The sequence below is a fragment of the Streptosporangium sp. NPDC002524 genome, from assembly GCF_040295985.1.
Classification (GTDB): domain Bacteria; phylum Actinomycetota; class Actinomycetes; order Streptosporangiales; family Streptosporangiaceae; genus Streptosporangium.
In genome coordinates this window covers 113,645-134,352 of record NZ_JBEOWK010000015.1, presented here as the reverse complement: position 1 = coordinate 134,352, position 20,708 = coordinate 113,645, and the positions used below count along the sequence as shown (strand labels likewise).

18 protein-coding genes are annotated in these 20,708 nt (G+C 70.8%); 8 read left to right on the top strand and 10 right to left on the bottom strand.

Translation table 11 applies throughout. The features are described 5' to 3' along the window. Positions 1 to 73 precede the first annotated feature (73 nt). The 4 genes from ABT053_RS25500 to ABT053_RS25485 form a co-directional block, all read right to left on the bottom strand. Entirely contained in the window at positions 74 to 811 is a 738-nt protein-coding gene (locus ABT053_RS25500) for a succinate dehydrogenase/fumarate reductase iron-sulfur subunit (protein WP_350972171.1), read from the bottom strand. 84 nt (positions 812 to 895) lie between these two features. After that, the gene (locus ABT053_RS25495) at positions 896 to 2,824 is read right to left on the bottom strand and encodes a fumarate reductase/succinate dehydrogenase flavoprotein subunit (RefSeq protein ID WP_350971955.1); all 1,929 of its coding nucleotides are present in this window, start codon (positions 2,822 to 2,824) and stop codon (positions 896 to 898) included. A gap of 7 nt (positions 2,825 to 2,831) precedes the next feature. Then, complete coding sequence (locus ABT053_RS25490) at positions 2,832 to 2,957, bottom strand: hypothetical protein (RefSeq protein ID WP_350971954.1); 126 nt, start codon at positions 2,955 to 2,957, stop codon at positions 2,832 to 2,834. Between the two features lie 12 nt (positions 2,958 to 2,969). Further along, a complete protein-coding gene (locus ABT053_RS25485; protein WP_350971952.1) occupies positions 2,970 to 3,734 on the bottom strand; it encodes a succinate dehydrogenase cytochrome b subunit in 765 nt (254 codons plus the stop codon). A gap of 451 nt (positions 3,735 to 4,185) precedes the next feature. Between ABT053_RS25485 and ABT053_RS25480 the strand changes: the two genes are divergently transcribed. The 7 genes from ABT053_RS25480 to ABT053_RS25450 all read left to right on the top strand — a co-directional run bounded on the left by ABT053_RS25480 (position 4,186) and on the right by ABT053_RS25450 (position 13,007). After that, positions 4,186 to 5,118, top strand: a complete 933-nt coding sequence (locus ABT053_RS25480; protein ID WP_350971950.1) for a LysR family transcriptional regulator — start codon at positions 4,186 to 4,188, stop codon at positions 5,116 to 5,118. 419 nt (positions 5,119 to 5,537) lie between these two features. After that, positions 5,538 to 6,692: a PP2C family protein-serine/threonine phosphatase gene (locus ABT053_RS25475; RefSeq protein ID WP_350971949.1), complete on the top strand. Its 1,155-nt coding sequence runs from the start codon at positions 5,538 to 5,540 to the stop codon at positions 6,690 to 6,692. Further along, complete coding sequence (locus tag ABT053_RS25470) at positions 6,689 to 8,473, top strand: sensor histidine kinase (protein ID WP_350971947.1); 1,785 nt, start codon at positions 6,689 to 6,691, stop codon at positions 8,471 to 8,473. The genes ABT053_RS25475 and ABT053_RS25470 overlap by 4 nt, the downstream gene beginning before the upstream one ends. A gap of 294 nt (positions 8,474 to 8,767) precedes the next feature. Next, on the top strand, positions 8,768 to 9,217 hold the full coding sequence (locus tag ABT053_RS25465; RefSeq protein WP_350972169.1) for a response regulator: 450 nt from the start codon (positions 8,768 to 8,770) through the stop codon (positions 9,215 to 9,217). A gap of 323 nt (positions 9,218 to 9,540) precedes the next feature. Next, complete coding sequence (sdhC, locus tag ABT053_RS25460) at positions 9,541 to 10,326, top strand: succinate dehydrogenase subunit SdhC (RefSeq protein WP_350971946.1); 786 nt, start codon at positions 9,541 to 9,543, stop codon at positions 10,324 to 10,326. Positions 10,327 to 10,335: 9 nt separating this feature from the next. Continuing rightward, entirely contained in the window at positions 10,336 to 12,243 is a 1,908-nt protein-coding gene (locus tag ABT053_RS25455; protein WP_350971944.1) for a fumarate reductase/succinate dehydrogenase flavoprotein subunit, read from the top strand. A 2-nt stretch (positions 12,244 to 12,245) separates the two neighbouring features. Next, positions 12,246 to 13,007, top strand: a complete 762-nt coding sequence (locus tag ABT053_RS25450; RefSeq protein ID WP_350971943.1) for a succinate dehydrogenase/fumarate reductase iron-sulfur subunit — start codon at positions 12,246 to 12,248, stop codon at positions 13,005 to 13,007. A 193-nt stretch (positions 13,008 to 13,200) separates the two neighbouring features. Here ABT053_RS25450 and ABT053_RS25445 read toward each other — a convergent pair whose 3' ends face one another. Further along, complete coding sequence (locus ABT053_RS25445) at positions 13,201 to 13,635, bottom strand: MarR family transcriptional regulator (protein ID WP_350971942.1); 435 nt, start codon at positions 13,633 to 13,635, stop codon at positions 13,201 to 13,203. 145 nt (positions 13,636 to 13,780) lie between these two features. Here ABT053_RS25445 and ABT053_RS25440 point away from each other — a divergent pair, with 145 nt between their 5' ends. Further along, entirely contained in the window at positions 13,781 to 13,927 is a 147-nt protein-coding gene (locus tag ABT053_RS25440; protein ID WP_350971941.1) for a hypothetical protein, read from the top strand. 162 nt (positions 13,928 to 14,089) lie between these two features. Here ABT053_RS25440 and ABT053_RS25435 read toward each other — a convergent pair whose 3' ends face one another. From ABT053_RS25435 to ABT053_RS25415, 5 genes are all read right to left on the bottom strand, one after another. Then, positions 14,090 to 15,565 (bottom strand): chromosomal replication initiator protein DnaA, encoded by a 1,476-nt coding sequence (locus ABT053_RS25435; protein ID WP_350971939.1) that lies wholly within the window; start codon positions 15,563 to 15,565, stop codon positions 14,090 to 14,092. Positions 15,566 to 15,682: 117 nt separating this feature from the next. Further along, complete coding sequence (locus ABT053_RS25430) at positions 15,683 to 18,094, bottom strand: YML083C domain-containing protein (RefSeq protein WP_350971938.1); 2,412 nt, start codon at positions 18,092 to 18,094, stop codon at positions 15,683 to 15,685. Between the two features lie 107 nt (positions 18,095 to 18,201). Then, on the bottom strand, positions 18,202 to 18,615 hold the full coding sequence (locus tag ABT053_RS25425; RefSeq protein WP_350971936.1) for a (deoxy)nucleoside triphosphate pyrophosphohydrolase: 414 nt from the start codon (positions 18,613 to 18,615) through the stop codon (positions 18,202 to 18,204). Between the two features lie 14 nt (positions 18,616 to 18,629). Next, positions 18,630 to 19,727, bottom strand: a complete 1,098-nt coding sequence (locus ABT053_RS25420) for a C40 family peptidase (RefSeq protein ID WP_350971934.1) — start codon at positions 19,725 to 19,727, stop codon at positions 18,630 to 18,632. 310 nt (positions 19,728 to 20,037) lie between these two features. After that, the gene (locus tag ABT053_RS25415; protein ID WP_350971932.1) at positions 20,038 to 20,706 is read right to left on the bottom strand and encodes a hypothetical protein; all 669 of its coding nucleotides are present in this window, start codon (positions 20,704 to 20,706) and stop codon (positions 20,038 to 20,040) included. Between the last annotated feature and the right edge of the window lie 2 nt (positions 20,707 to 20,708).

Sequence of the window (20,708 nt, the reverse complement as noted above, 5' to 3'; positions counted from 1 at the left end):
CCACCGCGCGCAGGGCGGGAAGGGCGCGGGAAGGGCGCGGGAAGGGCGGGGAACGCCGATCCGGGCGCTGCCGCTACTTGGCGGCTCGCAGGTAGTCGTGGTTCATCTGGGCGATGGTGTCCAGCGGGATGCCCTTGGGGCAGACCGCCGTGCACTCGCCGGTGTTGGTGCAGCCGCCGAAGCCCTCCGCGTCCATCTGCTCGACCATGGCCAGTGCGCGGGAGTCGCGCTCGGGCTGGCCCTGCGGCAGCAGGCCCAGGTGAGTGATCTTGGCGGCGGTGAAGAGGGAGGCCGAGCCGTTCGGGCAGGCGGCGACGCAGGCGCCGCAGCCGATGCAGGTGGCCGCGTCGAACGCCGAGTCGGCGTCGGCCTTCTTCACCGGGACGCTGTGCGCGTCGGGGGCCGAACCAGCCGGGACGGAGACGAATCCGCCCGCCTGGATGATGCGGTCGAACGCCGAGCGGTCCACGACCAGGTCCTTCACCACCGGGAAGGGCGCGGCGCGCCACGGCTCGATGGTGATGACCGCGTTGTCCTCGAAGTGCCGCATGTGCAGCTGGCAGGTGGTGGTCGCCACCTGCTCGCCGTGCGCGACACCGTTGATGACCATGCCGCACATGCCGCAGATGCCCTCGCGGCAGTCGTGGTCGAAGGCGACCGGGTCGTCGCCCTCCAGGATGAGCCGCTCGTTGAGGACGTCGAGCATCTCCAGGAAGGACATGTCCGGGGACACGTCCTCGACCCGGTAGGTGACCATGCGGCCCTTGTCCTCGGGACCCCGCTGCCGCCAGACCTTGAGTGTGAGATTCATACCCATGGTTCGCTTACCGCTCCTCATTCGCTGCGCGGATCGCTCGTTCCTCGCGAGCCACTTCGCTCACTACGTCGGGTGCGCTCACTTGTAGCTCCGCTGGCTCATCTTGACGTACTCGTAGTCGAGATCTTCCTTGTGCAGGATCGGGCCCTGCTCCCCGTACTCCCAGGCGGCGACGTAGGCGAAGTGCTCGTCGTCGCGCAGGGCCTCGCCGTCGGCGTCCTGCGACTCGGCGCGGAAGTGGCCGCCGCACGACTCGGTGCGGTGCAGCGCGTCGATACACATCAGCTCGGCCAGGTCGAAGAAGTCGGCCACCCGCCCGGCCCGCTCCAGCGCCTGGTTGAGCTCCCCGGCCTCGCCGGAGACCTTCACGTTGCGCCAGAACTCCTCGCGCAGCTCGGGGATCCGCTCCAGGGCCTTGCGCAGCGACTCCTCGGTGCGCTCCATGCCGCAGTAGTCCCACATGAGCTTGCCCAGCTCGCGGTGGTAGGAGTCGGCGGTGCGGTCGCCGTCGTTCGACAGCAGCCTGGCGATCTTCTCGCGCACCGCGACCTCGGCCTCGGCCACGGCCTCCTCGTCGACCTCGCCGTACGGGCCGTTCGCGAGGTAGTCGCCGATCGTGGTCGGCAGCACGAAGTAGCCGTCGGCCAGGCCCTGCATCAGCGCGGACGCGCCGAGGCGGTTGGCGCCGTGGTCGGAGAAGTTGGCCTCGCCGATCACGAACAGGCCGGGGATCGTGGACTGCAGGTCGTAGTCCACCCACAGGCCGCCCATCGTGTAGTGGACGGCCGGGTAGATGCGCATCGGCTGGGCGTAGGGGTCCTCGCCGGTGATGCGCTCGTACATCTCGAAGAGGTTGCCGTACTTCTTCTCCACCGCGTCGCGGCCCAGGCGGCGGATCGCGTCGGCGAAGTCGAGGTAGACGCCCAGCCCGCCGGGGCCGACGCCGCGCCCCTCGTCGCAGACGTTCTTGGCGGCGCGGGAGGCGATGTCGCGCGGGACCAGGTTGCCGAACGCCGGGTAGATGCGCTCCAGGTAGTAGTCGCGCTCCTCCTCGGGGATCTCCGAGGCCGGGCGGGCGTCTCCCCGCTCCAGCGGCACCCACACGCGGCCGTCGTTGCGCAGCGACTCCGACATCAGGGTCAGCTTCGACTGGTAGTCGCCGCTGACCGGGATGCAGGTCGGGTGGATCTGGGTGTAGCAGGGGTTGGCGAACATCGCGCCGCGCCGGTGCGCCCGCCAGATCGCCGTGGTGTTGCAGCCCTTGGCGTTGGTCGACAGGAAGAACACGTTGCCGTACCCGCCACTGGCCAGCACGACCGCGTCGGCCAGGTGCCGCTCGATCTCGCCGGTGACCATGTCGCGGACGATGACGCCGCGCGCCCGGCCGTCGGAGACGATCAGGTCGAGCATCTCGTGCCGGGTGTGCATCTCGACGGTCCCGGCCGCGATCTGCCGCTCCAGCGCCTGGTACGCGCCGAGCAGCAGCTGCTGGCCCGTCTGGCCCCTGGCGTAGAAGGTACGGGAGACCTGCGCGCCGCCGAAGGAACGGGTGTCGAGCAGGCCGCCGTACTCGCGGGCGAAGGGCACGCCCTGCGCCACGGCCTGGTCGATGATGTTCACGCTGACCTGGGCGAGCCGGTAGACGTTGGACTCGCGGGCGCGGAAGTCGCCGCCCTTGACCGTGTCGTAGAACAGCCGGTAGATCGAGTCGCCGTCGCCCCGGTAGTTCTTGGCCGCGTTGATGCCGCCCTGGGCCGCGATGGAGTGCGCGCGCCGGGGCGTGTCCTGGTAGCAGAAGGACTTGACGTTGTAGCCCAGCTCGCCGAGGGTCGCGGCGGCCGAGCCGCCCGCCAGCCCCGTGCCCACGACGATAACGTTGAGCTTGCGCTTGTTGGCCGGGTTGACCAGCTTGGCGCCGAACTTGCGCTTCTCCCAGCGATCCTCGATCGGGCCCTCGGGGGCCTTGGTGTCGCGGATCGGCGTGCCCTCTGTGTATCCCGTGGTCATGACCCGCTCACCGCTCCTCGCTCACCACGCGGAAAATCCGCTCCTCGCTCACCACGCGGAAGATCCGCTCCTCGTTCACCACGCGGAAGATCCGCTTCTCGTACGCCGCCGTCGTGTCCGTCGCGCCCGTCACGCCGGGCCCCGCTCACTTGATCACTCCGAGGACGACCGCGGCCGGGACCGCGAGGAAGCCGACGACCAGCAGCGCCGACAGGCCCGTGGCGGCGGCCCTCAGCGCGCGGTAGCTGCGGCGGCCCGCCAGGCCGAGCGTCTGGAAGGCGCTCCACAGGCCGTGGCGCAGGTGCAGGCCGACCATGACGACCGCGAGCACGTAGAACAGGGTGACCCACCAGCGGGACGGCGCGAAGCCCTCGACCAGGCGCTCGTACGGGGTGGAGGCCGCGCCCGCCGGGTTGGCCACGCCGAACGTCAGGTCCAGCAGGTGGTAGACCACGAACAGCACGATGACGACGCCGCCGTAGCGCATGGTGTGGACCGCGTAGCCGTCCGCCCGGGACTTCCGCCTGGCCGCGTACTTGACCGGACGGGCCTTGCGCGCCCGCCGGGCCAGGGAGATCGCCGCCCACATGTGCAGCCCGACCGCGACGACCAGCCCGATCTCGACGACGGTCAGCAGGACGCGGTGCGGGAGGATCGGCTCCCCCATGGTCCGCAGGAAGGCCGCGTAGGAGTTGAAGGACTCCGCGCCGAAGAAGCTCTTGAGGTTTCCCGCCATGTGGCCGACAAGGAAGAGCACCATCAGGGCACCCGTGACGGCCATCACGGCCTTCTTGCCGTTGGAGGAGCTCAGGAAGCCGCCCCGCCGCGTGGGCCGTTTCGGCTTCACGGGGGCGTCCGCCGGGGGTTTCACCGGCGCGGTGGCGGATCCGCGCTCAATCGTGGCAGTCACGTTTGTCACGCTAGGTAGGAGGATTTACCGGCGTCCAAGTCATCGTGGATGTGGTTTCCATAGCCTGTGGCTATTAACTCTGCGCTCCTGCGACTTGGGGGACCGCGGCCCCGGCGCGGTGCGAGCAATCTCACAGCCTTCCGATGCCAGCCTCACATCGTCTCGCACCCCACCGCCCGCCCCGGATCCGAGACCGGACGGCCCCTGCGCTACGGCCCCCGGACATCCAAGATCCTCAGCACCCGGGACTCGATCCGCCCGGCCCCTCGGTGCCCGGGACTCCGTCCACCCGGATCCTCGGTGCCTGGGACTTAGTCCGCCCGGACTCAGCACCCGGGACTCCGTCCGCCCGGATCCTCGGCGCCCAGGACCCCGTCCGCCCGGCGACGCGCACCCCGGCGACGCGCGTACCGGTGAGCCTCGCGCGAAGGAGCCTCTACGCTAGGGAAACGTGCAGCTCCAGCAACTCGCCTACTTCGTGGCGGTCGCCGAGGCCCGGCACTTCACCCAGGCCGCCGAGGGGATGCGCGTCGCCCAGCCCTCGCTGAGCAAGCAGATCAAGGCCCTGGAGGCCGAGCTCGGCGCGCCGCTGTTCAGCCGCGCCCGGGGCAACGTCACGCTGACCCCGGCGGGCGAGGCGCTGCTGCCGCTGGCCCGCAGGATGCTGGCCGACGCCGAGACCGCCAGGAGCGAGGTCGGCGAGCTCGCGGGCCTGCGCAGGGGGCGGGTCAGGCTGGGCGCGACCCCCTCGCTCTGCGCCGGGCTGCTCGCCGACGCGCTGGCCAGGTTCCACCACGCCTACCCCGGCATCGAGCTGTTCGTGGAGGAGGGCGGCTCCCGCGACCTGGTCCGTACCCTCGCCCGCGGCCAGCTCGACCTGGCGCTGATCATCATGCCGCTGCACAGCGACGACCCCGCCCTCGTCACCGAGGAGATCCTGCGGGAGAACCTCGTCGTCGCCTCCCCGTCGGCCGATCACGCCCGCCGGCCGTACGTGCGCATCGAGGAGTTGCGGCGGCGGCCGATGGTGATGTTCCGGCGCGGGTACGACCTGCGGGAGGCGACGCTCAGCGCGTGCAGGCAGGCCGGGTTCGAGCCCAGGTTCGCGGTGGAGGGCGGCGAGATGGACGCCGTGCTGCGCTTCGTGGAGGCCGGGCTGGGGATCGCGCTGGTCCCCTCGATGGTGCTGGACGGCCGCCCGGGACTGGCCGGGACGCCGCTGGCGCCCCCCGGGCTGCGCCGCACCATAGCCATCGCGCACCGCAAGGACGTCCAGCCCACCCGCGCCGCCCAGGCCTTCCGCTCGACCCTGCTCCTCTTCCTCACCGAGGCCGCCCGCGACGGCAGCCTCCCCCAGGGCCTCGACCTGATCACCGAGACCTGATCACCGAGACCCGATCATCAAGACCTGACAACCGAGAGCCGATCACCGAGAGCTGATCACCGAGACCTGGCAGACAAAGACGGATAAAAAAGGGCAAAAATAGCGGAAACCGTCACCGTGACGCGGGCGCCCGCCACGCGTGACGCCCAGAGCCCGCGGGCCGGATGCCGGGCAACGCCTGCGTACGCCCAGAAGGGCCGGAGCCGGGAGTTCGCGGGCCGTACGGCCGGGGCTGGTGGCCGTTGGACGCCCGACGGGCGGACCGGTGTCCGGTGGCCGCCGTGGCGCGTTCCCGACGTGCGGCGGGTCACGATATCGGCCACGTGGATCACAGGAACTGATCAACACCCTCTAAGTCCCGGTGTCACACTATTCTACGTAGCGTCGACAGGTTCTCCCGATCCCACGAAGAGGCGTCAGTGACCGCCCCCGCCAATGAAACGCTCACGCTCCTCCTCATCGAGGACGACGCGGGCGACGCCTTCCTCGTGGAGGAGCTGCTCAGCGAGGCGGACAACCCACCCAAGATCATTTGGGTGCGCAGCATGGCCGAGAGCCGGGAGCGTCTCACCGAGGACGTGCAGTGCGTGCTCGTCGACCTCTCCCTGCCCGACGCGTCCGGCCTGGAGGCGCTGGAGCAGGTGCTCTCGATGGCGCCGCACGCCGCCGTGCTCGTGCTGACCGGCCTGAACGACACCCACGTCGGCGTGGAGGCCGTCGCCGCCGGGGCCCAGGACTTCCTGGTCAAGCAGGACGTGGAGGCCCGCCTGCTGGCGCGGGCGATCCGTTACTCGATAGAGCGCAAGCGCGCCGACCTGGCCCAGCGCAGGCTGGTCGAGGCCGAGCTGCTCACCAAGGAGAACTCCCGCCTCGAACGCGGGCTGCTGCCGGTCCCGCTGCTGGCCCCGGGGGTCCTGGAGCATCAGGCCCGCTACCTGCCGGGACGCAGGCGCGCCCTGCTCGCCGGTGACTTCTGGGACACCGTGCAGAGCCCCGACGGCGCCGTCCACGTGGTGGTCGGAGACGTGTGCGGGCACGGCCCCGACGAGGCCGCGCTGGGCGTGGCGCTCAGGATCGCCTGGCGGACCCTGGTCCTGGCCGGGCACACCGGCAACGAGCTGCTCTCCACCCTGGAGGCGGTGCTCCGCCTGGAGCGCAAGTCCGCGGAGATCTTCACCACCCTGTGCATCGTCACGATCGACCCCGCGCTCAGCGCGGCGCGGATGCACGTGGTCGGCCACCCGCCGCCGCTGCTGATCCGCGACGGCGTGATCGGCGTGGTGCCCGGCACCCCCTCCGGCCCCCCGCTGGGGATCTTCCAGGACGTCCGGTGGTCGGCGATCGACGTCCCGCTCGGCGCCGACTGGTCGCTGCTCCTCTACACCGACGGCCTGATCGAGGCCACCGTGGGCGGCGGGCCCGACCTGCTCGGCACCGAGGGCCTGCTCAGGCTCGTCCAGGAGCAGGGCGGGATCGAGCTCGACCGGCTCATCGAACGCGTCATCGAGCTGAACCGCGACGCGCTCAGCGACGACCTGGCGACCGTGCTCATCTCCCGGAGCGAAAACCGATGACCGGCCGCACGGACCACCCGGACCACCTGGATCCCTCGGAGCGCTCGGGCCACGGTCCCAGCCCCCGCCCCCTGCCCGCGTTCACCCCCTCGAAGGGGTTCGGGAACCTTCCGGTGGGGCGCTGGTTCACGCTCGCCGGGGTGGGCATCGCGCTGGTCTTCATGATCTCCGCCGTCGTCACGATCAAGTCGATCGAGGAGACCCGGGAGGCGAGGGAGACGCTGGTCGACGTCGTCGACCCGGCCGCGCTGCGCCTCCTGGAGATCTCCAACGCGCTGACCTCGCAGGAGAGCGCGGTGCGGACGTACGGCAGGACCAACGAGGAAGCCTCCCTGCGGGACTACCGGAACGCGGTCGCCGCGGAGGAAAGCGCGGTGGGCACGCTCGTCGCGCTGCTCCCCCGGATCCCGGAGCGGCAGGCGGTCAGTGCCGAGGTGGCCCGGCTGAAGGCCGCGGGAGAGGCCTGGCGGCGCGACTACGCCGAGACGGTCATCGCCGCCGTGCCGACCCTGAAGAACGACGCCTCCCGGCAGAACGCCAACATCAACGCCACCCGGTTCAACGACGTCCGCCAGTCCCTCACCGGTCTCCAGAACCACCTGAACCGGCTGCACGAGGCCGGTGTCGTCCGGCTCGACCTCGGCTGGCAGGCCCTCTACGCCGCGCTCATCGGCGTGGCCTCGGCGCTGGCCGTGGCCGGGATCGTCGCGGTGCTCATCGTGCGCTACGCCGTGCTCCGCCCGCTGGCCGAGCTGAACCAGCAGGTGCGCGCGGTCGCCCAGGGGGATTTCGACCACAAGCTCAGGGTGGAGCGCCCGGCCGAGCTGTCCGAGCTGTCGGGCCACGTCGACGCGATGCGCCGCCGCATCCTCGCCGAGTGGCGCCGGTCCTCGGAGACGCAGCGCAAGCTGGAGAACCAGGCGGCGGAGCTGAAGCGCTCCAACGGCGAGCTGGAGCAGTTCGCCTACGTGGCCAGCCACGACCTGCAGGAGCCGCTGCGCAAGGTGGCGAGTTTCACCCAGATGCTGGAGCAGCGCTACGGCGACCAGCTCGACGAGCGCGCCAAGCAGTACATCGCCTTCTCCGTCGACGGCGCCAAGCGCATGCAGATGCTGATCAACGACCTGCTCGACTTCTCCCGGGTCGGCAGGATGGGCGGCGAGCGCAGCAGGATCGACGCCACCCTGCCGCTCAAGGCCGCGCTGAACAACCTCGGCGCGACCATCGAGGACACCGAGGCGACGGTGACCCACGACGAGCTGCCCGAGGTGTACGGCAACCGGGCGCAGCTCACCCAGCTCTTCCAGAACCTCGTCGGCAACGCGATCAAGTTCCACTCGCAGGAGCCGCCGGTGATCCACATCGGGGTGCGGCGCGCCGGGGAGATGTGGGAGTTCTCCTGCACCGACAACGGCATCGGCATCGACAGCAAGTACACCGACCGCATCTTCCTGATCTTCCAGCGCCTGCACGGGCGGGACGTCTACGCGGGCACGGGCATCGGGCTGGCGCTCTGCAAGAAGATCGTCGAGTACCACGGCGGCCGCATCTGGGTGGACAACGGAGACGGCACCGAAGCCGTCGGGAACGGCCAAGGGACCGAGCCCACCGGGAACGGCGAGGGCACCGAGCCCACCGCGAACGGCGACGGCACCGGACCCGCCGCGAACGTCGGAGGGACCGTCACATCGGGCACGACCTTCCGCTGGACCCTTCCGACGGGAGACGCGGCCGACGACCTCCCCTCGGCGAAGGGAGGGGATTCCCACGGTCACCCGTGAGAGTTCCCGCTCCACCGCCGGTTCCCGCTGGAAGAGAACTCCTTCGAGGCCCCGTACCGGCCGCGCGGGCGTCCCACCTCGCCACCGGTCCGGCGGCGGGGGTGCCGCAGGTCACTCACGCGGTGACGTGTCCGGCGCCACCGCCGGACACGTCACACTCATATGCCTCTCACTCATACGCCTCGATCATGCGGTGCCCCGGTTGCCGTCACCGCATGACACCTCACCGAATCGCGCGGCACCGTGCCGCTTCTTCCCGGCCCGGAGGCCGGGGTCTTCACGCTGGAGGAACCGATGAACGACCTGCGCTGGATCGACGTGCTCCTGGTCGAGGACGACCCGGGCGACGTCCTGCTGACGCGGGAGGCGTTCGAGCTCAACAAGGTCCGCAACAAGCTGCACGTGGTCAACGACGGCGAGCAGGCCATGGCCTTCCTGCGCAAGGAGGGCGAGTACGCCGACGTGCCCCGGCCCGACCTGATCCTGCTCGACCTCAACCTGCCCCGCAAGGACGGCCGTGAGGTGCTCCAGGACATAAAGGCCGACGAGAAGCTCCGCGGGATCCCGGTGGTCGTGCTGACCACGTCGGAGTCCGAGGAGGACATCCTGCGCAGCTACAACCTGCACGCCAACGCCTACGTCTCCAAGCCGGTCGACTTCGATCAGTTCATCAGCGTGGTCCGGCGGATCGACGACTTCTTCGTGACCGTCGTCAAGCTGCCCAACTCCGGCCAGCACTACTGACGGCCCGCGGGGGCCGGAAAAACAGGGGTTGCCCATCCGCCCCATCCGTGCCTGCGGCCCCCCGAGACCTCCCTGTGATCGTCCACCTCGTGAGACGGCGCAGGCGAGGGGGTCCTGCCAAGCGAACGTGACAGGAATCACACCGGGTCAGTGAAATTGTGAGAGACCCCTTGCACACAACCCCTAGACGTCGTCGTAACGTATCCCCCACCAACATGCGCGCGCACGTGTGAGCCGGCGCGACGATGCCCCGGACGCGCGGCACAACTGAAACAACCCGGACCCCTGGGCGAGCGGGGTCCGCGGGAGGTGGAGAGGTCTCGATGACCCAGACAACGGCCGAGAGCCCGGCCAGAAGGCAACGTGCGCAGATCAAGGAGCGCACTCTGCGAACCGACCAGTGGTGGCGCTATCCGCTGGTCACTTTCCTCATTTTCACGGCATTCCTCGTCTACGCCACGTGGGCGATCTTTGATACAAACTACTTCGTATCGCCGTATCACGCGCCGTTCGCGTCGCCCTGTCTGGCGACGAGCTGCCCGCCGGACGCGCGGCTGTTCGGCCTCGCGCCCTTCGGCGACTGGTACACCCTGCCTCCCGGCCTGCTGATCCTCGGCCTGCCCGCGGGGTTCCGCTTCACGTGTTACTACTACCGCAAGGCCTACTACCGGGGGTTCTGGCTCTCGCCCCCGGCCTGCGGGGTGAACGAGCCGCACAAGAAGTACTCCGGTGAGTCGCGGTTCCCGCTGATCCTGCAGAACATCCACCGCTACTTCTTCTACGCGGCGATCGTCGTCGGCCTCATCCTCGCCTACGACGCGGTGAAGGCGCTGATCGAGAAGCCCGCCGGTCTGGGCACCTGGATCCTGATCGTCAACGCGGTCCTGATCAACCTGTACACACTGTCGTGCCACTCCTGCCGGCACATCACGGCCGGGCGCCTGAACCACTTCTCCAAGCACCCGATCCGCTACCGGGCCTGGGGCTTCGTCTCCAAGCTCAACGCCAGGCACTCGCAGCTCGCGCTGATCTCCATGTTCTCCGTCATGGGCGCCGACCTGTACGTGCGCCTGGTCGCCAAGGGCATCATCGCCTTCTCGTTCGCATAAGGATCTCCAGTGGAAATCGAGCGTCACGAATACGACGTCGTCGTCATCGGCGCCGGCGGTGCGGGTCTGCGGGCGGCCATCGAGGCCCGCCAGCAGGGCAAGCGGACGGCGATCGTCTGCAAGTCGTTGTTCGGCAAGGCGCACACGGTCATGGCCGAGGGCGGCGCGGCGGCCGCCATGGGCAACGTCAACAGCGACGACAACTGGATGGTGCACTTCCGCGACACCATGCGCGGCGGCAAGTTCCTCAACAACTGGAGGATGGCCGAGCTGCACGCCAAGGAGGCCCCCGACCGGGTCTGGGAGCTGGAGGCGTGGGGCGCGCTGTTCGACCGCACCAAGGACGGCAAGATCAGCCAGCGTAACTTCGGCGGGCACGAGTACCCGCGGCTGGCCCACGTCGGCGACCGCACCGGCCTGGAGCTGATCCGCACCCTGCAGCAGCGGGTGGTCGCGCTCCAGCAGGAGGACGAGAGGCTCCACGGCGACGCCGAGGCGTACATCAAGGTCTTCCAGGAGTGCACGGTCACCCGCCTGCTCAAGGAGGACGGGCCCGGCGAGAGCGGGGCGATCTCCGGGGCCTTCGGCTACTGGCGGGAGAACGGCAAGCTCATCCTGTTCGACGCCCCCGCGATCGTGCTGGCCACCGGCGGCATCGGCAAGTCGTACGTGGTCACGTCCAACTCGTGGGAGTACACCGGCGACGGCCACGCGCTCGCCCTGCTCGCCGGCGCGAAGCTGATCAACATGGAGTTCATCCAGTTCCATCCGACCGGGATGGTCTGGCCGCCCTCGGTGCGGGGCATCCTCGTCACCGAGTCCGTCCGGGGCGACGGCGGGGTGCTGCGAAACTCCGAGGGCAAGCGCTTCATGTTCGACTACATCCCCGAAGTCTTCAAGGACAAGTACGCCACCACCGAGGAGGAGGGCGACCGCTGGTACACCGACCAGGCCAACAACCGCCGCCCTCCGGAGCTGCTCCCCCGCGACGAGGTCGCGCGGGCCATCAACTCCGAGGTGAAGGCGGGCCGCGGATCACCCCAGGGCGGCGTCTATCTCGACGTCTCCACCCGCCTCCCGGCCGCCGAGATCATCAAGCGGCTGCCGTCGATGCACCACCAGTTCAAGGAGCTGGCGGACGTCGACATCACCAAGGAGGCGATGCAGGTCGGCCCGACCTGCCACTACATCATGGGCGGCGTCGAGGTCGACGCCGACACCGGCGCGGCGGGCGTGCCCGGCCTGTTCGCGGCCGGTGAGGTCTCCGGCGGCATGCACGGCTCCAACCGGCTGGGCGGCAACTCGCTGTCGGACCTGCTGGTGTTCGGCCGCCGCGCGGGAGCGGGAGCGGCCTCGTACGTGGACGGCCTGGCGGCCCGGCCGAAGATCTCCGAGGAGACCGTGGCCGAGGCGAGCGCGGAGGCGCTGGCCCCGCTGGAGCGCGCGGGCGAGAACCCGTACGAGGTCCACCACGAGCTGCAGCGGACGATGAACGAGCTGGTCGGCATCATCCGCAAGGCCGAGGAGGTCTCCGAGGCGCTGGAGGCGGTGGAGAAGCTCAAGGAGCGGGCCCAGGGCGTCGGCGCGGCCGGCAGCCGCATCTACAACCCGGGCTGGCACCTCGCCCTCGACCTGCGCAACATGCTCCTGGTCTCGGAGTGCGTGGCGAAGGCGGCGCTGCTGCGCCAGGAGAGCCGCGGCGGTCACACGCGCGACGACTTCCCCGGCATGTCCCCCGAGTGGCGGACCAAGATCCTGCTCTGCGCCCTCACCCCGGACGGTTCCGGTGTCACGGTGCGGGAGCAGGTGCAGCCGACGATGCGGGACGACCTCATCGAGCTGTTCGACCGCGACGAGCTGAAGAAGTACATCACCGAGGAAGAGCTGGCCGCCTTTGACGCGCTGGCCAAGGAGTAACCATGAGTTACAAGGCGAAGTTCCGCGTATGGCGGGGCGAGGGCGGCGAGGGCAAGCTCGAGGACTTCACGGTCGAGGTGAACGAGGGCGAGGTCGTCCTCGACATCATCCACCGGCTGCAGGCCACCCAGGCCCCCGACCTGGCCGTCCGCTGGAACTGCAAGGCGGGCAAGTGCGGCTCCTGCTCGATGGAGATCAACGGCAGGCCGAAGCTCGGGTGCATGACCCGGATGTCCACCTTCACCGAGGAGGAGACGATCACCGTGACGCCCATGCGGACGTTCCCGGTGATCAAGGACCTGGTCACGGACGTGTCTTTCAACTACCAGAAGGCCAGGGAGATCCCGTCCTTCACCCCTCCGGCCGACGTGAAGCCGGGCGAGTACCGCATGCAGCAGATCGACGTCGAGCGGTCCCAGGAGTTCCGCAAGTGCATCGAGTGCTTCATGTGCAACAACGTCTGTCACGTCATCCGTGACCACGAGGAGAACAAGACCAACTTCGCCGGTCCGCGCTTCCTGATGCGGATCGCCGAGCTGGACATGCACCCGTACGACGTGGCCGACCGCAAGGACTCCGCCCAGGAGGAGCACGGTCTCGGCTACTGCAACATCACCAAGTGCTGCACCGAGGTCTGCCCCGAGCACATCAAGATCACCGACAACGCGCTGATCCCGATGAAGGAGCGCGTCGTCGACCGGAAGTACGATCCGCTGGTCTGGCTGGGCAACAAGATCTTCAAGCGCTCCAGCTCGAAGACCTGAGCCTTCTCACCTCTCACGGCGGCGCCGCCCACGGGCTCTCCCGGGGGCGGCGCCGCCGTGTTTCCCCTTTGTTTCCTCGCGTCTTCGTTCCTTCGTGTGGCCGTTCCTTCGTGTGGCCGTTTCCGCCGTCGCCGTTCTCTCGTACGTGCCGTCGCTCCCTCGTGGCGTCCGTCGTTCCCTCGCGTCGCCGCTCTCAGTTACGCCACAGCCGCTGCGTCTGCTTCCGCATGATCTCGTTGGCGCGGACGGCGAAGTCGTGGATGATCACCAGCTCCGCGTCGCCGTAGCTCTCGACGAGGTCGGCGTAGGCCCGGTTGACGTCCGCCAGGATCTCCTGCAGCGCGCGGTAGGGCCCCTCGCGCAGCAGTTCGACGAGGACGCGGCGCCGGTCGACGGCGGCCCGGCCGCGGTGCACGTACCCCGCCTTCTGCAGGCGGTCCACGACCGCGGTGATGGCGCCGCCGCGCGTCAGCCCTATCCGTACGGCGAGGTCGTGCGGAGTGAGGGGGCCCTCCCTGTCGAGGACGGCCAGGCAGTTGAAGTCGGTCACGTTGAGTCCGGCCCGACCGGCCACGCCGACGTGGAGCAGCACCGCTCGCATGGCCGTCAGGCTTCCCTGGTCGGACATAGCCATGATCATCTCTATGCGGCTTTCCCGCTCCGTCGACATGGCGGTCCCCTCTTCCTACCCTCTCTAGGACAGAGAGGCCCCAGAGAAGAAGAGGCTCGCCGTCCTGGTGCGAGAAGGGTAGATGATCTTTCCGGAAGAAGTCATGCCCGCGCCCTCTGCCCAAACCGGCCCACCTGTATCACGCCGACACTGGATCGTTCCCGACCTCGTCGGCCTGCTCGGCACCGCCACCGGAACCACGATCGCCGGGGCCGCCGTCCTCGCCCCGGTCTCCGCCGGGAACGGGTGATCTCGCGGGCCTGCCCGGCACGGCGACCGCGACGACGCGCTCGTACGACGTAGGTGTCCTCGTGCTGTCCGCGACGCTGAGACTCTGGCGCGGCGCTGAGGCCCTCGCTTTCCGTTCCGTCACGGCCGGGGCCCGGGAGATCACTCTCCAGGACGGTCAGGGTCAGGTGGAACGGCGGAAGAGGCCGCGCTTCTTCTTGCCGGTGTCCTGGCCGGGGAGCGGGTAGACCGCCGTCGGGGTCGGCTCCGCGGAAGGCCGCTCACCGGAGCCCGTCTCGCCGGGGCCCTGGGCGGGGTCGCCCTGCGACTCGGGCCCTGAGGGCTTCCCCTCCGTCGCGGGACGCTCCGATCCGCTCCGGTCGCCCTGCGGTTCCCGGCCGAACGGCGTGGAGCCCTCCTGGGGACCGCCCTGGAGGGGCCGATCCGCCGAGGGACCCTGACCGAGGTCGGAAGCGGGACCGGTGGGACCGAACGACCGGAAGTCGTCGCGCAGGCCGTCGCCCCCCACGTTGCCCCGGGCAGGCTCCTGCGGGAACGGCGCCCCCGGGAACTCCGGAGGCCCCTGCGGAAGGCGCCCCTCGCCGGGCTCGGGACCGGACCCCGGGGTGCTCTGGAAGGCGGCGGGCGAGCCGTCCTGGACCGCCGGGCCGTAGGGCGCCTGCCCGGGCCGCCCCGGCTGCACGTGGCCGGTCCGCGGGTCGTACGGGTCACCGTGGCCGGCGACCGGCTGCTGCTGCTCGTAGCCGGGCGCGGGCAGGTACGCCGTCGTCTGGTCGTAGCCCTGGGGATACTGCTCGGGCGTGTAGCCCTCCGGGTAGACCGGGGCGTACATCTGCATGGGCACGAAGCTGATGATCGGCGCGTAGGCCGTACCGCCCTGGTAGGGGCCGGGGCCGTAGCCGGGGCCTCCGGGGTAGGCCATCGGGTCCATCGGGTCGCGGCCCATCCCGCGCGGACCGGCCCGGCGGACGGCCGCGGCGTGCGCCAGGCGGCGCAGCCTGCCCTCGAAGATCAGCACGGCGAACAGCACCAGCAGCACCAGGATCAGCGCCGGGATGCCGAGCTGGCGGCTCAGCGTGGCCCCGTCGAACTCGGAACCCGCGTTGCGGATCTCGTACACGGAGGAACCGGAGGCGCTCTCGTCGAGCGTCGCGGTGTCGGACGGTGTCGGCTGGACCGCGGGAAGCTGGTTCGGGTCGGGGGTGGTCGCCGGGAACTGGGGCTCGTTGTTCTCCGGCAGGCCGGTGTCGGCGGGCGGGGTCACCGGGGGCGGGGTGGTCTGGACCTGCGGGGGTGGCTGCACGACCGCCGTCTCCTGCGCGGGCGGAGGCGGCGGCGGGGTCGAGGACGTCTTGGGAGGCTTGGCCTTCGGCGACGCCGGGACCGTGATCGTCGTGGTCACGGTCTTCTGCGGCACGGCCGTCTCCCCGGAGCCACCGCCACCGCCCTGGGGGTCCTCGGTGACCGTGACCGTGACGATCGGCGTGGGCTCCTCCTCGCAGGGGCCCGCCGGGTCGACGTCACATCCCTCGATCTGCGTGGGGTTGACGGCCATCACCCTGACGGTCGCGCCGGCCGCGGAGGATCCGGTGAGCGGTGCCAGGGCGAGCAGGGCGACGCCGCTGAGTCCCAAGGACATCACAACGGCGGAGACAGCCGCCCTGTGCCGTACTCGCGTCACCGGTGCCCTCCGCGCAATCAACCCTGAACACGTCAAAGAAATACTAGTTGGGCAAAAGTAACAGTAAACCGCGTTTTACAAAACGTGTCGTGACCGGCGACGGCGCTGGATCCTCCGCTGCAGCCACAGGAGACCGAGGAGGGTCCCCACCCCCGCTCCCACCGCGGGGAGACCCGTGACCCCTGTCAGCAGGGGGCTTGACTCCGCGACCGGCTGGACCTGTCCGTTCGGGCCGTCGAGGTCCTGCGGGAGGGGCGCGCCCTGCGGGCGTGGGTCCTGCAGCGGCACCTGCGCGGCGGGGAAGGCGCCCGCCTGCGGCAGCTGGAGGCCGTTCACGAGGCCGGGCATCTGGCCTGCCCCCGCCATCCCCATCGAGGCCGGCGGCATCCCGGGACCCTGCGCGCCCGGAATCCCCGCGCCCGGCAGCTGCGGCCCGCCCGGAGGCATGCCCGGCGCCGGTGCCCCGCCCGGAGGCATGCCCGGCTGGCCCGCTCCCGGCTGGGGCACTCCCGGCTGGGCGGGAGGCAGGGGCGCGCCCATCGGCCCGCCCGCTCCTGCCTGCGGCATAGCGGGCTGTCCCATGCCCGGCGCCATCCCCGGCTGCCCGATCCCCGGATAACCGGGCATCATCGGCCGGCCCACGCCCTGTCCGGGCACGGCGGGCTGCCGGACGACTCCCGGATAACCGGGAACCATCGGCCCGACCACCGGCCGGCGCGCTCCGGGACGACCGGCCTTCCGCCCGCCTCCCGGCTGGACCGGCCCCAGCGCCTGCAGGCCCGCCTGCCCCGGAACCGGCTGCGGCACTCCAGGCATCCCAGGCGTCCCGGGCACTCCAGGCATCCCGGGCAGGCCGGTCATCGGCAGGCCGACTCCCGGCTGGGCGACTCCCGGCTGGCCGGGACCCGCGTGCCGGAGAGCGGACCGGCCCTTCTGCCCGCGCGCACCGGGCCGGCCGGCCGCGTGCCGTTGCTCGCGCGCCTTCCGTCCGGCCGCCTTGTGACCCGCCTGCGACTCCACGGCCGAGTGGTTCCTACCGTTCTGTCCCTGGAGGGCGAGAGGTGCGGGCACTCCCGCCGGCGGTACGGCGACCTGTCCCTGACCGGGCACACCGGCACCGGCCCCGGGCGCGATGCCAGGAGCCGCGACACCGTCGGGAAGCATCGTCCCCCCTGGGAGCCGGGCCCCCTCCGGCGGAAGACCGGGGGTGACCGGACCAGCGGGACGGCCGGGAGCCGATGCCGCGCCCGGCCCCCGAGCGGGGGCGGGGACGGTGGCCGCGCCCGGCACCCGGACGGGGGCGGGGGCCACCGGAGCGGCGGCGGTCGAACCGGCCTCCTGACGCCCGCCCTGCGCGGTGATCCGCGTCTCGTGCGAGTCCGCCGGGCCTCCCGTCGCTCCCGCGTCCCCGGGAAGCGCCTGCCCGGGGACCGCCTGTCCGGGGACCGTCTGTCCGGGGATCGTCTGTCCGGGGACCGTCTGTCCTGGGATCGTCTGCCCGGGAGGCACCCGTCCAGGAAGCCCCTGTCCAGGAAGTGCCCGCCCGGGAAGGGCGCCCGATCGCGGGCTCCCCTGCGCGGCGGCCCTCGGCGGCACCCGCGGCCCGGCGGGCAGCGCGGAGGTCGCCGGGACCGGAAGCGCGGCGGCGCCGTTCGCCTCCGTACCCGCGGCGCCCGGCCTCGCGGGCGGCGGGACGAACGCCTTTCCGAGAAGATCGAGCAGGAACGCCGACGTGCGTTCCTCGGCCCTCCGCGCCTCTGCGGCCTCCACGGCCTCCGGGCTGCCCGGTGCGGCTAGAGGGGCACCCCCGGCCTCCCCGGCCGTCTGGGGAACCCTGAGGACCATGCTGGCGGCACCTGGCGCCCCCACCGCGCGGTCGATCGCGGACCTGTCCTCCCGCGCGGCGCGGGCGTGCTCCAGCGTCTCCAGCCCCCCGGCGACACCCCCGCCCGGCCGCATCGCCGCGTCGGAACTTCTGATCGTGCTCTGGGCCTGCTGCCTCACCGTCTCACCGTCGGGCCCGCTCATCCGGGCCAGGGCGGTCACCGTGACGTCCCGCGGGTGCCGCGGCACGGCGAGCAGCACGTCGACGGAGCCGCCCTGGGCGGGCAGGGCGCCGATCACGCACACCCCCGCCCCCTTGGGCACGGGCGCCGAGGACCTGGTCTCCTCAGGGCACTCGATGCCCGCGAGAGCCTCGGCGGGGGTCGTCAGGACCGCCAGCCGCGCGTCGGCGCCCGGCCCTTGCAGGCGGATGCGGAAGCGGATCGCCCGGCCGGCACGGCTTCCCGGCGCCGACGCGATCGCCCGGCCGGCACGGCTTCCCGGCGCCCACGTGATCGTCCGATCGGCACGGCTTCCCGGCGCCCACGTGCCGGAGTCGGCGGCGGCCGCCAGGTCGAGCGGCGGCGCGGCCTGCCCGTCCATCTGGACGGCGTACACCCCCGAGGCTCCGAGGACGAGCACCCCCGCTCCAACAGCGGACACTAACCCAGCATTTCGCCACCATACGGTCACCGCATATCTCCGTTCCCCGGGTACGGACACGCGACATCGCCACGTCCAGTAGCAGTTATGTCACGTTGCGGAGTCGATCAATCCTTATTGAACCGACCTTGCCCATCGTTGAGACGACCTTGTACCGCCCGGACGATTGGAAGGTCCGCGGGGAGCCACGCGACGTCGTAGAGCTCGTCCGCGCCCAGCCAGCGCAGATCCAGGTGCTCCCTCGCCTCGGGCTTGCCCTGGGCGACCACCGCGAGCCAGACCCGCAGGACGTAACCGCCGGCGAGCGCCCAGTCGCCGCCGACGCGCTCGCCCACCTCGATCAGTACGCCGAGCTCCTCCTGGCACTCCCTGACGAGTGCCGTGTGCTCGTCCTCGCCTGGATCGACCTTCCCCCCGGGAAGCTCCCACCCTCCGGCCAGCTCGGGAGGGTCGGCACGCTGGGCGGCGAGCAGTTTCCCGTCACCGTCGACGATGGCTGCGCCCACAACGACCTTTTCCATGGCTCCCGATTCTGTCAGCCCTGCTCCCGCGATTTGAGTTGCGCGAGGATCTGGGGATGTTGCAACGGCCGGGTGAATCCCACGATCCCGGTGCGCTCCCGGTAGGTGGTGACCTTGATCGGCCCGCACAACCGGCATCTCGCTTCGACCATCTTGCCCGGAGAGACCACCATTCCCACGTGCCCGGGACGGTCTGGGCCGGTTCCTGGCCCGGAGTTGAAGAAGACGAGGTCCCCCGCCTGCTCCTCCCCCTCGGGAATCTCGACGCCGAACGGCCACTGGCCGAACGTGGTGCGCGGGATGGTCAGGCCGACGCTCCGGTAGGCCATGTAGATGATCCCCGAGCAGTCGTAACCGGCGGGCCCCGTGCCTCCCCAGATGTAGGGCTTGCCGCGCTGGGCCAGCGCGTACTCGAGGATCGCGGCCACCGTGCTCGTCGGCGCCGCCTCCAGCATGGGCTCGTCGCAGCTGTCGTCCGCCTCGGGCGGGGTGGTGACCTCGCCGTCCTTGGCGTACTTCCCGGCGATCTCCATGACCTGGTCGACGTACCACCAGGCGCGGTTGTAGACGAACAGCGAACGCCGCACGTCCTCCGGCGCGCCGTTCCGCTTCAGCATCTTCGCCGCGCCTAGGATGGCGTCCGCCGGGTTGTACACGTCGGCCCAGCCGTCTCCGTCGCCGTCGGAGGCGTAGCCGTTGAACGTGGACGGGATCTTGATCTTGGCCTTGCCGCCCCACGTGCTGATGAGAAACTGCATCGGCCCGGCGGCGCCCGCGTAGTTGGTGCCGCTCCGCACGCCGGGGAGTGTGGAACGGCCGTGGTTGGTCTCGCGCTTGCCGACCCCGGCGAGCACGTTCCACTGCACGCCGACCTTCTTGCCGTGCTCGCGGTACAACTTCAGATAGTTCTCGGGGATGTCGGACGTCGCGGTCTCCGACTGGTCCTCCGCCGCCTGCGCGTCCTCGCCGCACTCGGGCTGCGACTCCCCGGTGATCGACGGGAATGACGGGAACCCGCTGATCATCATCATCGGCGCCATGATCAGCGTGATCAGGCAGAGCGCGGCGACCCCGAGGATCAGCGCGAGCCGGAGGTGCTTGTTGTCCCTCATCCGCCCTCCCCTCCCGTCCGCGCCCGCCGATGCGCGGTCTCGCCGCCCGTCCGATCCCGCCCGTACGTGATCTCGCCGTTCGTCCCGGCGCGGCCGTGCGCGATCCTGTCACGCCGAGACGCGCTCCCGCCGCCCATCCGCTCCCGTCCGCACGCGGTCCCGTCACGCCGGTACGCCGTCCCGCCGCGTGTCCGCTCCCACCGACGCGTGATCCCGCTCGTCCGGCGACGTGTGATCCCGCTCGTCGTCCGCGCCCGCCGATGCGCGGTCCCGACGCCCGTCCACTCCCGGTCGTACGCGGTGCCGCCGGTCATCCGGTAGCGCCGGTCTCGGAGGGCTGGTCGTCCCCCTCCTGGCCGGAGTCGGCGGGCTGGAGATCGTGGACCCGCCACTCGGCGCCGACCTGGATGAGCGTGACGGCGTACTCCGCGGTCCGCTCGTTCACCCCGCTCCTCGCCGTGACGTTCTGGGTGCCGACGACCACGAAGACCACCGAGGCGCTGTCGATCTGCCGGATCCCCTTCACCCGCGCCGCCCCGACGGAGACGACCTCGTCGGCCCTGTTCGCCTCGACGGTGCCCGGTGAGGTGACGGTCCGCAGCAGCGCCCCCGAGAACTCCTCCGTGACGTATCCCTTGAGGCGGTCGCCGTAGACCGCCGGGTCCTCGTCGTAGCTGAACGTGCCGTACTCGGCGGTGAACCGCTGCGCGTAGTCGGCGGCCGCGGCCAGCTCCTGCTTGGTCATCGGCAGGTAGGTGTAGACGTCGAAGGGCGCGTCGCTCGCCGTCGCCGCCGGGCGCGCCGGCTCGGGGGCCGGCTCCTGCCCCGACGCCACCGTACGGGTGACGCCGGCCGGCTCCGACCCGGTCCCCGGACCCTGCCCGGTGTCCGACCACATCGTCACGTAGATGCCGACCGCGGCGATTACCACGACCAGCACCGCGAAGACGACCCCCCGCCGGCTGCCTGCCTCGACCATCG